Annotated in this window: 16 protein-coding genes; 10 read left to right on the forward strand and 6 right to left on the reverse strand. The window is 38.1% G+C overall.

Features of this window, described 5'->3' with window-relative positions; translation table 11 throughout:
* Positions 1–164: 164 nt before the first annotated feature.
* From rpe to EZL74_RS06800, 6 genes are all read right to left on the reverse strand, one after another.
* Positions 165–827, reverse strand: coding sequence for a ribulose-phosphate 3-epimerase (gene rpe / locus EZL74_RS06775; RefSeq protein ID WP_131475844.1), 663 nt, complete (start codon positions 825–827; stop codon positions 165–167).
* Between the two features lie 317 nt (positions 828–1,144).
* Positions 1,145–2,008: a sigma-70 family RNA polymerase sigma factor gene (locus tag EZL74_RS06780; protein ID WP_026711939.1), complete on the reverse strand. Its 864-nt coding sequence runs from the start codon at positions 2,006–2,008 to the stop codon at positions 1,145–1,147.
* A 128-nt stretch (positions 2,009–2,136) separates the two neighbouring features.
* The gene (locus EZL74_RS06785) at positions 2,137–2,817 is read right to left on the reverse strand and encodes a hypothetical protein (RefSeq protein WP_131475845.1); all 681 of its coding nucleotides are present in this window, start codon (positions 2,815–2,817) and stop codon (positions 2,137–2,139) included.
* A gap of 159 nt (positions 2,818–2,976) precedes the next feature.
* Positions 2,977–5,133 carry a polyribonucleotide nucleotidyltransferase gene (locus EZL74_RS06790; protein WP_131475846.1) on the reverse strand — a complete coding sequence of 719 codons (2,157 nt, stop codon included), beginning with the start codon at positions 5,131–5,133 and terminating at the stop codon, positions 2,977–2,979.
* 144 nt (positions 5,134–5,277) lie between these two features.
* On the reverse strand, positions 5,278–5,547 hold the full coding sequence (gene rpsO / locus EZL74_RS06795) for a 30S ribosomal protein S15 (RefSeq protein WP_131475847.1): 270 nt from the start codon (positions 5,545–5,547) through the stop codon (positions 5,278–5,280).
* 105 nt (positions 5,548–5,652) lie between these two features.
* The gene (locus EZL74_RS06800; protein ID WP_131475848.1) at positions 5,653–6,108 is read right to left on the reverse strand and encodes a GAF domain-containing protein; all 456 of its coding nucleotides are present in this window, start codon (positions 6,106–6,108) and stop codon (positions 5,653–5,655) included.
* A gap of 71 nt (positions 6,109–6,179) precedes the next feature.
* On the opposite strand from EZL74_RS06800, the gene xrtF reads away from it, so the two are divergent.
* The 10 genes from xrtF to EZL74_RS06850 all read left to right on the forward strand — a co-directional run bounded on the left by xrtF (position 6,180) and on the right by EZL74_RS06850 (position 14,551).
* Complete coding sequence (xrtF, locus tag EZL74_RS06805; RefSeq protein WP_131475849.1) at positions 6,180–6,737, forward strand: exosortase family protein XrtF; 558 nt, start codon at positions 6,180–6,182, stop codon at positions 6,735–6,737.
* Positions 6,712–7,158, forward strand: a complete 447-nt coding sequence (locus EZL74_RS06810; RefSeq protein WP_131475850.1) for an exosortase F system-associated membrane protein — start codon at positions 6,712–6,714, stop codon at positions 7,156–7,158. The genes xrtF and EZL74_RS06810 overlap by 26 nt, the downstream gene beginning before the upstream one ends.
* A gap of 46 nt (positions 7,159–7,204) precedes the next feature.
* Complete coding sequence (locus EZL74_RS06815; protein ID WP_131475851.1) at positions 7,205–8,041, forward strand: ATP cone domain-containing protein; 837 nt, start codon at positions 7,205–7,207, stop codon at positions 8,039–8,041.
* Positions 8,038–9,393: an MBL fold metallo-hydrolase RNA specificity domain-containing protein gene (locus tag EZL74_RS06820; protein WP_131475852.1), complete on the forward strand. Its 1,356-nt coding sequence runs from the start codon at positions 8,038–8,040 to the stop codon at positions 9,391–9,393. Before EZL74_RS06815 ends, EZL74_RS06820 begins: the two co-directional genes overlap by 4 nt.
* A 53-nt stretch (positions 9,394–9,446) precedes the next feature.
* Entirely contained in the window at positions 9,447–9,848 is a 402-nt protein-coding gene (locus tag EZL74_RS06825) for an HYC_CC_PP family protein (RefSeq protein ID WP_131475853.1), read from the forward strand.
* 79 nt (positions 9,849–9,927) lie between these two features.
* Positions 9,928–11,949 (forward strand): TonB-dependent receptor plug domain-containing protein, encoded by a 2,022-nt coding sequence (locus EZL74_RS06830; RefSeq protein ID WP_131475854.1) that lies wholly within the window; start codon positions 9,928–9,930, stop codon positions 11,947–11,949.
* 17 nt (positions 11,950–11,966) lie between these two features.
* Positions 11,967–12,308 carry a heavy-metal-associated domain-containing protein gene (locus tag EZL74_RS06835; RefSeq protein WP_131475855.1) on the forward strand — a complete coding sequence of 114 codons (342 nt, stop codon included), beginning with the start codon at positions 11,967–11,969 and terminating at the stop codon, positions 12,306–12,308.
* A gap of 94 nt (positions 12,309–12,402) precedes the next feature.
* Entirely contained in the window at positions 12,403–13,038 is a 636-nt protein-coding gene (gene can / locus EZL74_RS06840) for a carbonate dehydratase (protein ID WP_131475856.1), read from the forward strand.
* Positions 13,038–13,781, forward strand: coding sequence for a DUF2490 domain-containing protein (locus tag EZL74_RS06845; protein ID WP_131475857.1), 744 nt, complete (start codon positions 13,038–13,040; stop codon positions 13,779–13,781). The genes can and EZL74_RS06845 overlap by 1 nt, the downstream gene beginning before the upstream one ends.
* Positions 13,782–13,867: 86 nt before the next feature.
* A complete protein-coding gene (locus tag EZL74_RS06850) occupies positions 13,868–14,551 on the forward strand; it encodes a DedA family protein (RefSeq protein WP_131475858.1) in 684 nt (227 codons plus the stop codon).
* Positions 14,552–14,595 lie beyond the last annotated feature (44 nt).

A 14,595-nucleotide genomic window follows, 5' to 3' on the forward strand; every position in this document is an offset into this window, starting at 1 on the left:
GAACAAAAAGAAGTAAAAATGTCCAAGCTGGCTTGAGCATTTTTACTTCTTTTTGTTCTTTCAAAGCGGAGCTTTGAGGGAATTTGCGCAGCAAAATCCCTATACTTTCAAATTGGAGCTTTGAGGGAACTTGCGTAGCAAAATCCCGGCACCTTCAAATCAGATTAAATTCCGGCTGTTTTCTTTAAATCGGCAATAGTTTGTGTCGGATTATCGGCTTTAAAAACAAAGCTTCCGGCCACTAAGACATCTGCTCCCGATTGTGCCAGAGCTTTAGCGTTTTTATCCGTTACACCACCATCTATTTCAATGAGGGTCCTGGCTTTTTTTCGAATGATAAGTTCTTTGAGTTTTTCTACTTTCTCATAGGTGTTTTCGATAAAAGACTGGCCGCCAAACCCCGGGTTTACACTCATTACACAAACCAAATCAATGTCGTTAATTACATCCTCCAGTAATGCAATATTGGTATGCGGATTTAATGCTACCCCCGCTTTCATACCTTCAGCTTTGATGGCTTGGAGTGTTCGGTGTAAATGGGTGCAAGCTTCGTAATGCACGGTCAGGATATTAGCACCTAAAGCGGCAAAAGTTTTAATATACCTGTCAGGCTCAACAATCATTAGGTGAACATCAATGGTTTTTTTTGCATGTTTAGCGATAGCTTCTAAAACAGGCATTCCGAAAGAGATGTTCGGAACAAAAACGCCATCCATGATGTCAATATGAAACCAGTCAGCTTCACTGTTGTTAATCATTTGTACGTCACGTTGCAGGTTAGCAAAATCTGCTGCTAAAACTGATGGAGCGATTAGGGTGTTTTTCATGGTTGTAAGGAATTTGCAGGCTTCACAGAATCTTATGAATATATAATTAAGTGAATCAATTTTCAACATTTTTAATGCTGAAGTTAGTTTGTATTGTTTCTGCAAAAGTAAATTATAATTAAAGAATCTGAACAAGATATGACTAAAAAATAAAACTCCGGTAATCAGCCGGAGTTTCAATCATCAATCAAAAAACGAACAGTTAATCAGACTGTTGTTGCGGTTATGGTAAATTCCAATTGTCAATTTTATATAGGCAAATAAAAGTCTTTTTTTTATTTTTCAAAACAAAACAGACTTAAAATTTGCTTATTTTATTATCCCAAATAAGTTTTTAAGATTTTACTACGTGAAGTGTGTTTTAATCTGCGGATAGCTTTTTCTTTTATCTGACGTACACGTTCACGAGTCAAATCAAAAGTTTCCCCAATTTCTTCCAAAGTCATAGGATGTTGATCGCCTAAACCAAAGTACAAACGAACAACGTCTGCTTCACGGGGTGTCAAAGTTTCTAATGAACGTTCAATTTCGGTGCGCAATGATTCATGAATCAACTCTCTGTCCGGATTTGGGGATTCTCCTGAGCGTAAAACGTCATAAAGATTCGAGTCTTCTCCTTCAACTAGTGGAGCATCCATTGATAAATGACGACCGGAGTTTTTCATGCTCTCTTTAACGTCATTAACGGTCATATCCAATTCTTTTGCAATTTCTTCTGCAGAAGGGGCACGCTCGTTAGACTGCTCTAATAAAGCGTACATTTTGTTTATTTTATTGATGGAACCGATTTTATTCAGGGGTAAACGAACAATACGCGACTGTTCGGCTAAAGCCTGAAGGATAGACTGGCGAATCCACCATACGGCATAAGAAATAAATTTAAAACCACGGGTTTCGTCAAAACGCTGCGCTGCTTTAATCAGTCCTAAGTTTCCTTCGTTAATCAAATCGGGAAGCGTTAATCCTTGATTTTGGTATTGCTTGGCAACCGAAACTACGAAACGTAAGTTGGCTTTGGTTAATTTTTCTAAAGCTCTTTGGTCTCCTGCTTTGATGCGTTGCGCCAATTCTACCTCTTCATCGGCAGTAATCAAGTCAACTTTTCCAATTTCCTGTAGGTACTTGTCTAGGGAAGCAGTTTCACGATTGGTTACCTGCTTGGTGATTTTGAGCTGTCTCATTTATTTTATCTCCTTTACTTTAAAGTGTTCGGGTTGTTATACGTAAAGAAAACGGTAAAAGTTACAATTTTGAAAAAAAAATCCTTTTCAAATTTTGAAAAGGATTTTTTTTGTAATTCCATAAACTATTATAATTTTCTGGTTCCGGACCAATTTCCTGATTCAGAACTTATATTTTGCCAAGTGCCACTGATAGTATTACCACTCACATTTCCGCTGAATGTCCCGTCGCTGAAACTGCCGGTTATTACATTGTTAGTTTCCATTCCTTGCAAGATTATTGACTCATTTCCGGAATTTGATTTAGCTAAACCGTTGATTTCTCCCTCAGAAACTATGAGATTAAAAACGCCTGAATCATCACCTGAGAAACTTCCCGTATAACATTTAACTAATGCGTCTGAAAACTCCTTAACGACATACATATTTGCGTTTGGATGGCCGCTGATTACAATATTGGTAATAGTGGCTGAATTACCTGATGCATCAACGTTAAAGTCAAATGAAGAACTGCCGTTTGTGAAAGTTAAGCCATTTATCACTGAGTTTAAAGTTACTGATTCTGTTGTGGTGTAAGTAAACGTTGTTCCGTCAATAACAAGTATGGCAACAATACTTCCGTCATTGTTAACATTTATATTAACGGTTCCCGAAGACCCCACAAAAACTCCTTTATAAATTCCAAAGTTGCTGTTGTCGTATTGAGATTTTGCTTCAGGAGTATTTGAAATACTGCTGCCTGAAGAACTGTCGCTTGAGCATGATAATGTTAATGCGCCAAGAATTAAGAATAAAAATAGTTTTTTCATAATGTGTGTTTAAATGGTTAATTGTATGAAGATAAGCATTTTATTTTGATGAAAGGAATTATTATTTAAAAAAAACAAATTCCAATTTGTCTACGTGTCAAACAAAAAGCCCGACTCAGCGATGAGTCGGGCTTTTTGATGAATTAATAAAAATCTGTTTTAACCTTTTGGAGCGTCTTTTTTATCTTCTCTTGGAGGTCTCGGTAAAAGTGCTTTTTTAGACACTTTTTCTTTGCGTGTTTTAGGGTCGATACCTAAGTATTTCACCATAAACACATCACCTAATTTTACTACATCGGAAACATTTTCAGTTCTTTCCCAAGCTAATTCAGACACGTGAAGTAATACTTCGTTGCCCGGAGCTTTAGTATATTCAACAACGGCACCGAAATCAAGCATTTTAACCACTTTTACTTCATAAGCTTCACCAACTTCAGGTTTGAAGACGATAGAGTCAATTTTGGCCAATACTGCTGCAATTCCATCCGGATCTGTGCCTAAGATTTCAACCACGCCTTGCTCGTCTACTTCATTGATAACGATGGTAGTGCCCGTAGCTTTTTGCAATTCCTGAATTACTTTTCCACCTGGTCCGATTAAAGCACCTATAAAGTTACCCGGGATAGTACGCATAATGATTTTCGGAGCGTGTTTTTTAACATCCGGTCTTGGCGTAGCAATAGTTTCCACTAATTTGCCTAAGATGTGCATACGACCTTCACGTGCTTGGTCTAATGCTTGTTCCATGATGTCATAACGCAAACCGTCGATTTTGATGTCCATTTGACAAGCTGTAATTCCGTCTTTAGTTCCGGTTACTTTGAAGTCCATATCACCTAAGTGATCTTCATCTCCTAAGATATCCGAAAGAACAGCAAATTTTTGACCATCTGTAATCAATCCCATTGCAATTCCGGAAACCGGTTTTACCATTTGTACACCGGCATCCATTAAGGCCATAGTTCCGGCACATACCGTAGCCATAGAAGAAGAACCGTTGGATTCTAAAACTTCCGAAACTACACGAATAGTATACGGACAATCGGCAGGAATCATGTTTTTCAAAGCACGTTGTGCTAGATTTCCGTGACCTACTTCTCTACGTGATGTTCCTCTTAAAGGTTTCGCTTCACCGGTTGAGAATGGCGGGAAATTATAGTGTAAGTAGAATTTTTCTTCTCCTTGTTCTGATGGCGAGTCGATTTGATTGGCTTCTCTTGAAGTTCCCAAAGTTACTGTGGCCAAAGCTTGTGTTTCTCCACGGGTAAATAAGGAAGAACCGTGTACAGAAGGCAAGTAATCAGTCTCACACCAAATAGGTCTGATTTCGGTAGTTTTTCTTCCGTCTAAACGAATGCCTTTTTCAAGGATAACGTTACGCACGGCTTCTTTTTGCGTTTTGTAGTTGTATTTGCTGACCAATTCGGCTAAATCCGGATTTTCAGCATATTCTTCTTCTGTAAATAAAGCTTTTACTTCTTCTTTTACAGCAGCAAATTTTTCACCTCTTTCACTTTTGGCTGAAGCTTCTTGTGCAATAGCATAATATTTGTCATAAGATGCTGCTTTTACTTTAGTATAAATGGCTTCATCTTCTTTCTCGCCTTCATATTCGCGGTAAGCCGGAGAACCAACAGCGGCTCTCAATCGTTCTTGTGCTTGAATTTGAATTTTAATGGCTTCGTGAGCAAATTTGATGGCTTCCACCATTTCTGCTTCTGAGATTTCTTTCATCTCACCTTCCACCATACAAACAGAGTCGGCAGAAGCACCAATCATCATGTCGATGTCTGATCTTTCTAAATCGGCTTTGCTTGGGTTGATGACTAATTTCCCGTCTACGCGGGCTACGCGTACTTCAGAAATCAGGTTGTAGAAAGGAATGTCTGAAACCGCTAGGGCAGCAGAGGCGGCCAAACCGGCTAAAGCATCAGGCATTACGTTTTCGTCGTGCGACATCAACTGAATCATCACCTGAGTTTCAGCGTGGTAATCATCCGGGAAAAGCGGACGTAAAACACGGTCTACTAAACGCATGGTTAATACTTCGCTGTCGCTCGGACGTGCTTCTCTTTTGAAAAATCCGCCCGGGAAACGTCCGGCAGCGGCAAATTTTTCACGATAATCTACCGTTAATGGTAAAAAATCAACGCCCGGATTTGATGTTCTTGCTGATACAGCAGTTGCTAAAAGCATACAGTCGCCTAGTCTTACGACTACAGCACCGTCTGCTTGTTTGGCTAATTTACCGGTTTCGATCAGGATGGTTCTCCCATCTCCTAAATCGATTTTTTCTTGGGTTACTTTTGGAATCATAAAAATTAATTCGTTTAAACTATTAGGTTAGTTGTGTTGTTGTAGTTGTTGTAGTAGTTGTTTGTAACCCAATGAAAAACCGAAACTTTTCTTTTTTTTTTTATAAAACAAAAAGAGGCGCGCAAGCACCTCTTTAGATATGTATTATTTTCTAATACCTAATTCTTTTATAATCTCACGATATCTGTTGATATCTTTTTTCTTCAAGTAGTCAAGAAGACTTCTTCTTTTACCTACCAAAAGGACTAACGAACGCTCAGTATTGTAATCGTGACGATTTCTTTTCAAATGTTCTGTTAAGTGAGAGATTCTGAATGTGAACAAAGCGATTTGCCCTTCAGCAGATCCTGTGTTTTCAGCTTTTCCTCCGTGTTTAGCGAAGATTTCAGCTTTTGTTTCTTTAGTTAAATACATTCCAATATTTATTTAAATGATTATTATGTATGAATTGAGGCTATCTCAATTCGGGTGCAAAGATAGAAATAAATGTCAATTTTGAAAGATGATTTCTAAATTATTTTAAAAAAGTTTGGCCACTTCGTTATTTACAAATTCCAAAAAGCGTTCGTCAGCCTCGGTAAATGGGTCAAGAACATGGCTGTCAATATCTATTTGACCTATGTTAATTCCGTTTACAAATAAAGGGACTACGATTTCCGATTTAACCGTAAAGCTACAAGCGATGTAATTATCCTGAGCCGATACATCAGGTACAACAAAGTTAGCGTTTGATTCGGCTACCTGACCGCAAATGCCTTTCCCGAAAGGAATTACGGTATGATCCGTTTCGGCGCCAACATAAGGTCCCAAATGCAGTGTTTTGTTTTCATGATTAGCAAAATAAAAACCAACCCAGTTGTAGTAAGAAACACTGTCAGATAAGAATTGGCATAGATTTTTGAGCTTGGTGTCTCTGTCAACATTCTCCTCGGTAAGCAGGCTTACGACTTGTGGTTTTAAGTTCTCGAAATTCATATTCAATTTTTTTATGCAAAAGTAGCGACTGCACCTTTTTTATTTTATATAAATTTGTTAAAAATTCTGTTTTGAAAGACCTGCTCCTGCAATACAAACCTTTTTTACTTTTTCTGGGAAAATTTCTGTTGACTTATTTGGTGTTGACCATTTTGTATCAAGCTTATCTGAATCGGTTTGATGTTGCCAAATCGGAAGTTGACACTTTTACCCAATGGGTAGCTGGGCAGACTGAAACCGTTTTGTCTTGGGTTGATGATCAATCCTTTATTATGCCGCATCAAAGTGAACCTAGTGTAAAGTTATTTTACCACAATAAATACGTTTCCCGAATCATTGAAGGCTGCAATGCTGTAAGTGTTATGATTTTGTTTGTTGCTTTTGTGATTGCTTTTACCGGTAAATTCAGGTCGACAGTTTTGTTTGTTTTCTTTGGAATTGTATTGATACATGTTCTTAACGTTGGAAGAATTGCTCTTTTGAGCATCGCCTTGTATCACTTTCCGCAATACGAACAATTGCTGCACGGTGTTGTTTTTCCGCTGATTATTTACGGGGTGGTTTTTTTATTATGGGTTATTTGGGTTAATAAATTTTCATTACATGCTGCAGCTGCTTCAAAAAAATAAAGAGAAATTATTTTGGTCAATGGTTTTAATCGGATTGCTTGCGGGCATTCGGCTTTTTGAAAACCAATTGTTTTACGATCCGTTTTTGGATTATTTCAAAAGTGAGTACGCTCATGCTCCGTTTCCGAAAATCAATGTTTTTAAATTGTTTTTCAGCTTGGGAATGCGCTTCTATCTTAATTCGGTGATTTCATTGTTCTTGCTGTATGTGCTTTTCAAAGACACTAAAATTGTCAAGTTTTCCCTGTTGCTTTACATGGTTTTGGGTTCTATACTGATGATCAGTTTTGTTTTTACCCTCCATTTTTTTGGCGAAGAAAGTAAAATGACTCTCTTTTACATCCGAAGATTTTTGATTCAGCCTCTGTTCATTTTGCTGTTTATTCCGGCATTTTATTATCAGAAACAGATGAAAAAGTAATCCGCTTTTTTCATAACTTTACGGGTGTTTCTAAGCTGAAAATAAAATGAAAATAGTAAAGCATTCGGGGAGTATAGTCGATTTTAATCGAGATAAATTAAAAAGTTCTTTACTCAAATCGGGTGCCGGAATCCAAGTAGTGGAGGAGGTCTTGAAAAAGATTGATGACGAAATTTACGAAGGAATTACAACCAAAAAAATCTATAAACTCGCGTTCAGCTTACTCAAAAAATCATCCAATTCCCATGCCGCGCGCTATAATTTGCGGGCGGCCATTCAGATGTTGGGTCCGGCCGGATTCTTTTTCGAGAAATACATAGCCCGTCTTTTCATTTCCGAAGGGTATTTGGCACAAACCAATCTTTTTCTTTCGGGCAAATGCGTTGGTCACGAAATAGATGTTGCGGTCATGAAAAACGATTACATCGAAATGATAGAATGTAAGTTTCACGCAGGAAGAGAATCCAATTCTGATGTAAAAGTTCCGATGTACATCTTATCCCGATTTAACGATTTAAAAGACAGAAATCATACCATTTACACCAAAAAAGATAAACTGTCAGGTTGTTGGATAGTTACCAATAACCGCTTTACTTCTGATGCCATGACTTTTGCTACTTGCTCAGGATTAAAATTACTCAGTTGGGATTATCCTTCAAAAGGTAGTTTACGCCAACGAATTGACGAAGACCAATTATATCCGGTAACGTGCCTGACTACCTTAACCGCGGTGGAAAAAGATAAACTGTTGGTACTTGATGTTATTTTGGCACAAGAAGTTTTGACCAACACAGAAGCACTCGAGAAAATCGGATTAAGTCCGAACCGAATTAAAAATGTGATCAAAGAAGTTTCCGAACTTTGTAAATACAGCACCTTATGAAAATTAAATTTTTGGGCGGAGCCGGAACAGTAACCGGTTCCAAAACTTTAGTGGAAAGTAACGGAATCCGCATCCTGATTGATTGCGGACAGTTTCAGGGTATCAAGCCTTTGAGGGAACTCAACTGGGAACCGTTACCTGTTTTGCCCAATACCATAGATTTTGTCTTGCTGACCCACGGCCATTTGGATCATTGCGGTTGGTTGCCCCGATTGGTCAATCAAGGTTTTGAAGGGAAAATTTACTGTACTTCTCCCACCAAAGACATTACCAAATTGATTTTGTTAGACAGTGCCAAAATTCAGGAAGAAGAAGCCGAGCGTGCCAACAAAGAAAAATTCTCTAAACACGAAATCGCTGAACCGCTTTACGATTTGATACAAACCGAAAAAGTATTTCCTCTGTTCAGAGTTGTTAAACCGAATGAAGAGGTAATGTTGGATGCGGAAATAACCGCTGTTTTTAAAAATGCAGGTCACATCATTGGTGCGTGTTCTATAGAATTGAATGTAGAAAATAAAACTTTGGTTTTTTCAGGAGATATCGGACGCGATGATGACGTCCTGATGTATGCGCCGGTGAAACCCAAAAAAGCAGATTATGTTTTTCTGGAAAGTACGTATGGCAACCGAATCCATCCTGATGAAGATGTAAAACTTTTGTTGGAAACCTATATTAATAATGCATTCCAAATCAACGGAACCGTTATCATTCCGAGTTTTGCTGTTGAGCGGGTTCAGAGCATCATGTATTTGCTCTGGCAGTTGAAAAAAGAAGACAAACTCCCGGATATTCCTTTTATAATAGATACTCCCATGGGGATTAGTGTTTTGGAAGTTTTTACAGAAAATAAAAATTGGCATAAACTGTCCGAAAGTGATTGTATAGAGATGTGTCAAATGTTCACCATGAATACCGATTATCAGGAAACCATCAATACTATTTTTGACAAAGGTTCGAAAGTAGTTATTGCGGCCAGCGGAATGTTGACTGGAGGCAGAGTTTTAAGTTATTTGGAACGGTACATCGGACTACCCGAAACCACGGTAATCATAGTAGGCTACCAGGCCGAAGGAACGCGCGGAAGAAAACTGCTCGAAGGAGCTACCGATGTAAAAATCTACGGCAAATATTATCCGGTTTTGGCCAAAATTCTCGAAATAGAAGGATTGTCAGCCCACGGTGATCAGAATGATTTACTGAATTGGCTTTCGGAACTCGAATCCAAACCTCAAAAAGTTTTTTTAGTACACGGCGAAAACCAGCCGGCTGATGAATTACGAGTCAAGGTACAGGAACGGTACGGTTTTGCCTGCACCGTTCCCATGATGGGACAAGAGATTGAACTGTAAAGTTTTAATACTATTTTAAGTTTTACTTCGTCTGATTTTAGTAGCTTTGCCTCATGAATTTCAAAAAACACATAAGCATTTTACTGACCTTCTTCCTGTTGGCTTCCAACTTGGGATTGGCTTTTAATGTGCATTATTGTGAAGATGAAATAGCTTCGGTTTCTTTGAGTACCGTTTCTGCTCCCCATGAAGCTGAAGATGATTGCTGCGGGGTGGTGGAAAAAGATTCGAAATGCTGCAATGATAAAATTATAAAGGCTGAAGTCAAATCAGACCTTATCATCGTTAAGAGTTTGTCTTTTGACGCACTCTTTTTACCGGTTGATAATCATTGGGCACCGATGGTTTTGGTGCCGGAACGCAATTTTAGAACAAGAGAAAATACCACCTATTACTGTGATGTTCATGCACCTCCGTTGTATCTCTTGTACAGCCAATACACTTTCTATTCCTGATTTAATTTGAATTCCGTTCAAAATGCTTGTTGTACTGATGGGCATTGTTTGCAATTGAATCAAATTTAAATCTACTACAATGAAAAAAATACTGTTGCTCTTAGCGGGGTTGTTTTCAGTTGTCACACATTCACAGGAAACCATTCAAAAGGACTCTTTGAAAACCGTGACGGTTGAAGCCAAGCGAAAAGGGCTGAAAAAATCACTTTCAGGAACTGCTAATACGACAGTGGTTACCAGCAAAGAATTGCTGAAAGCTGCCTGTTGTAACTTAGCTGAAAGTTTTGAAACCAATCCGTCCATCGATGTGAATTTCTCCGATGCTCTGACGGGTACCAAACAAATAAAAATGCTGGGATTAACCAGTCCCTATATCATGATTACCGAAGAGAATGTTCCTTCGGTGCGCGGTGCTTCACAAGCCTATGGTTTGTCATTTACTCCGGGAACCTGGGTGGAAAGCATTCAAATAACCAAAGGAGCCGGGAGCGTTGTTAACGGTTACGAAAGTATCTCGGGACAAATCAATACCGAATTGATCAAACCCATAAAGGATATTCCTTTCTTTCTGAATGCCTATGGTTCTACCGATTCTCGTTTCGAGTTGAACACACATTTCAATAAAAAAATATCCGATTATTGGGCCACCAGTTTATTTGTACACGGTAATGCCCGTGTTGCTAAAAACGACATGAATGATGACGGTTTTTTGGATAATCCGTTGGGGAAACAGGTTAATATAGCTAACCGTTGGCAATACTCGAATCCGAAAACAGGCTGGGTTTCATTTTTAAATCTTCGATTTATGAAAGATGAGAAACAAACCGGAGAAGTCAATTTTGATCCCGACAGAGACAAGTTGACGACCAATTATTGGGGTTCAGAAATCAATACCGAACGGTTGGATTTTACTTCCAAAGTCGGCTATGTTTTTAAAGATATGCCTTATCAAAGCATCGGTTTTCAGAATGCCTTCAGCAGTCACAATCAGCAATCGTACTTTGGTTTGAACCAATACAATATCAAACAACAAAGCTATTATTCGAATCTGATTTTCAATTCTATTCTGAGTAATACCATGAATAAGTTTGCGGCCGGTTTGAATTTTACATATGATAAATATGCGGAATTTGTCAACCTGACAGACGTGGGACGTATAGACAATTCGGCGGGTGCTTTTTTCGAATATACCTATGATAACGGAGATACGTTCAGTTATATTTTGGGCGGAAGATTTGACTACCACAACAGATTGGGGGGATTTTTTACGCCAAGACTGCATGTAAAATACAATCCATGGGAAAAAGCCGTGTTGCGATTTTCAGCCGGAAGAGGCAAACGCGCCGCCAATATTTTTGCCGAAAATCAGAATCTTTTTGCCAGTTCCAGAACTTTTCAGGTATTGGATTCAAACGGAAAAATCTATGGGTTAGATCCTGAAATTGCCTGGAATTACGGACTCAGTTTTACTCAAAACTTCAAATTGTTTGGCATGAACGCCGATACCACCATTGACTTTTACCGCACCGATTTTCAAAACCAAGCCGTGGTTGATGTGATGAATTCGCCTCAAAAGGTTTTGTTTTATAATTTAAAAGGAAAATCGTATGCCAATAGTTTACAGCTCGATTTTAACTTAGAAATCATCAGGCATTTAAATTTAAGAACTGCTTACAAGTACTATGATATCTCTACCGATTATCTTTCAGGAAGCTATCAGCGACCGTTGCAGGCCAAGCACCGTTTCTTTGCCAATTTAGAATATGAAACCCACATAGTTGAAAAAGGAAAGCAATGGAAATTTGATTATACGTTCAATTGGTTGGGAAAACAACAATTACCTTATACGGCGAGTAATCCGGCTCAAGACCGTTTTGCTGATTTTTCTCCTTCATTTGCAGTGATGAATGCACAAATTACCCGAACTTTTTCGAGTACCTTTGAAGTGTATATCGGCGGAGAAAACATTGGGAATTACCGTCAGGATAAGGCTATTTTGGGAGCGAACGATCCTTTTGGGTCAAATTTTGACACTTCAATGGTGTACGCACCGGTATTCGGACAAATGTATTACGCAGGATTGCGATTTAAAATAAAATAACGTTAAAAATAAATACAATGAAAAATGTAATTCTAGGAATGTTGCTGATTTTTGCAGTATTTTCAACACAGGCACAACAGAAAAAAAATAAAAATGCCAAATACGAATTTGAGGTAAACGGCAATTGCGAACAATGTCAGAAACGCATACAAAAAGCTGCGTTTTCGGTGCTGGGAGTAAAAAGTGCCGAGTGGCGCATTGACGATCATATCCTGCATTTGGTTATCAATGAAGAAAAATGTTCTGTTTCGGATGTAAAAAAAGCCATAGCTAAAGTTGGACACGATACCGATGAAGTGAAGGCTGAAGATTCGGTTTACGAAAATCTCCACTCGTGTTGTAAATACGAAAGAAAATAAGACTAAAGACTCCTCATATGAGGAGTTTTTATTTTGAAATACTTTCGACTAATAATTTTATCTTTACGGCAACTAACGAATTAGCAACTTCTTTATGAGTGATTTCTATAAAAAGATACTGGATAACAACAAGCAGTGGGTAGAGAACCAATTGAAAATAGATCCGAATTATTTCAAAGATTTATCCCAAGGACAAAGACCTCCTTTGTTGTGGATTGGTTGTTCAGACAGTCGTGTTCCGGCTAACGAAATCATAGGTGCCAAGCCGGGAGAAGTATTTGTTCATCGTAATATTGCCAATATGGTAGTGCATTCGGATATGAACATGCTGAGCGTTTTGGATTATGCCGTGAATGCGCTGAAAATAAAACATGTTATTGTCTGCGGTCATTATGGTTGTGGTGGAGTCAAAGCAGCGATGGGCAACAATTCAATCGGGATTATCGACAACTGGATTCGCCATATTAAAGACGTGTACCGTTTGCACCATCAGGAACTCAATGCCATTGAAAATGAAAATGACCGATTCAACCGCTTTGTAGAAATTAATGTTATCGAACAAGTTTATGATTTGGCTAAAACTTCTATAGTACAGTCGGCCTGGAACAATGGACAGGAATTGTCACTTCACGGTTGGGTATACGGGTTAAACTCGGGCTTTGTAACCGATTTGAATGTAAATTTCAGCAGCAACAAAGATTTGGATGACGTTTATCAATTAGAATTTTAATGCGAAAGGTTCTCTTGTTATTTGGTTTTTTACTGGTTTCAAATTTGCATTTGAATGCTCAATCGTTAAAACAGGATCAGCGGGTTTGGTTTGCCTATGCCGGGCAATATAAGGTTGCCGAACATTGGGGATATCATATCGAAGCTCAATTCAGAATGGACAACCAGTTAGAGCAAAACCTCCAAAACCTGTATCGAATTGGAGCTGTTTATTTTATATCGTCCACTAAAAATCTGACCGCCGGCTATGCTCTAGTCAACACTTTTGATACCGGTAAGGAACATTTTTTTAAAGAAAACCGAATTTGGGAGCAGTACCAATACACCAAAAAATGGCATGCCGATAAAAATATGATGTTGCACCGGCTGCGTTTGGAGCAACGTTGGGTAGGTTCTTTGGGAACTGTTGACGGGAATGTGGTTTCTATGGGAAGCAATTATCAAAACCGATTGCGCTATTTCAATCGAAATTTGTTTCATATTGCCAATTTAAAAGCTACCGATGAAGAGATTTACGCCGTTTTGCAAAATGAAATTTTCATCAATTTAGGAGATAATAAAGTCAATTCGAATGTTTTTGACCAGAATCGGTTCTTAATAGGGTTGGGGTTGAATTATAATAATCACATACGATTGGAATTAGGGTACATGAATCATTTTGTGAATTCTAATGCCAAAGTTGATACCATGAATCACACGGTTTCGATCTCATTGATTCAAAATCTGAATTTGCAAAAACAATAATACAGTTTAACTTTTTATAAAGTATTTATCCGAAAAAAAGGATTAATTTCACGCTCAATTTTTTATCCACTTTAATTTTATAATACATGAATGACTTTAATTGGATGCAATTACTGAATCCTGAATTTTACATTACCATGTCGATTGGCGGTGTACAAGTGGGTCTTTGGATTGTATTGTTTATAGTATTTGCCGAAACCGGACTTTTTGCTGGTTTCTTTTTGCCCGGTGACAGTTTGCTATTCCTGGCCGGAATCTACAGCCGTGATTTAATCGAGAATTTTTCATTCATACCAAGTGATTTGGTAAACGTAACTTTATTGGCCGTATTGGTAGCCGTAGCCGGAATTTTGGGCAATATGATGGGCTATTGGTTTGGTGCCAAAAGCGGGTATTACCTATACAAAAAGGAAGACAGTTTCTGGTTTAAAAAGAAATACTTAATCCAGTCAAAAGATTTCTTCGAAAGATATGGTGGAAAGGCTATCATTTTTGCCCGTTTTTTACCAATAGTCAGAACTTTTGCTCCTATAGTTGCCGGAATTGTAACCATGGACAAAAAGAAATTCATGTTTTATAATATAGTCAGTTCTTTCCTTTGGTCGTTTATTCTGATTTTCTCAGGACACTACTTATACGGAATGTTCCTGGATAAATTTAACATCGATTTGAAGAAGCATATAGAGGTTATTGTGATAGTAATCATCATTATTTCCACTTTTCCTGTACTTCTCAAGGTTTTTAAGAAAACACCGGAACAAGCAGAATAAAAAAACGCCTCAAATTTTGAGGCGTTTTTAGTTTTATTATGATT

It is taken from the genome of Flavobacterium silvisoli (assembly GCF_004329815.1).
Lineage (GTDB): Bacteria > Bacteroidota > Bacteroidia > Flavobacteriales > Flavobacteriaceae > Flavobacterium > Flavobacterium silvisoli.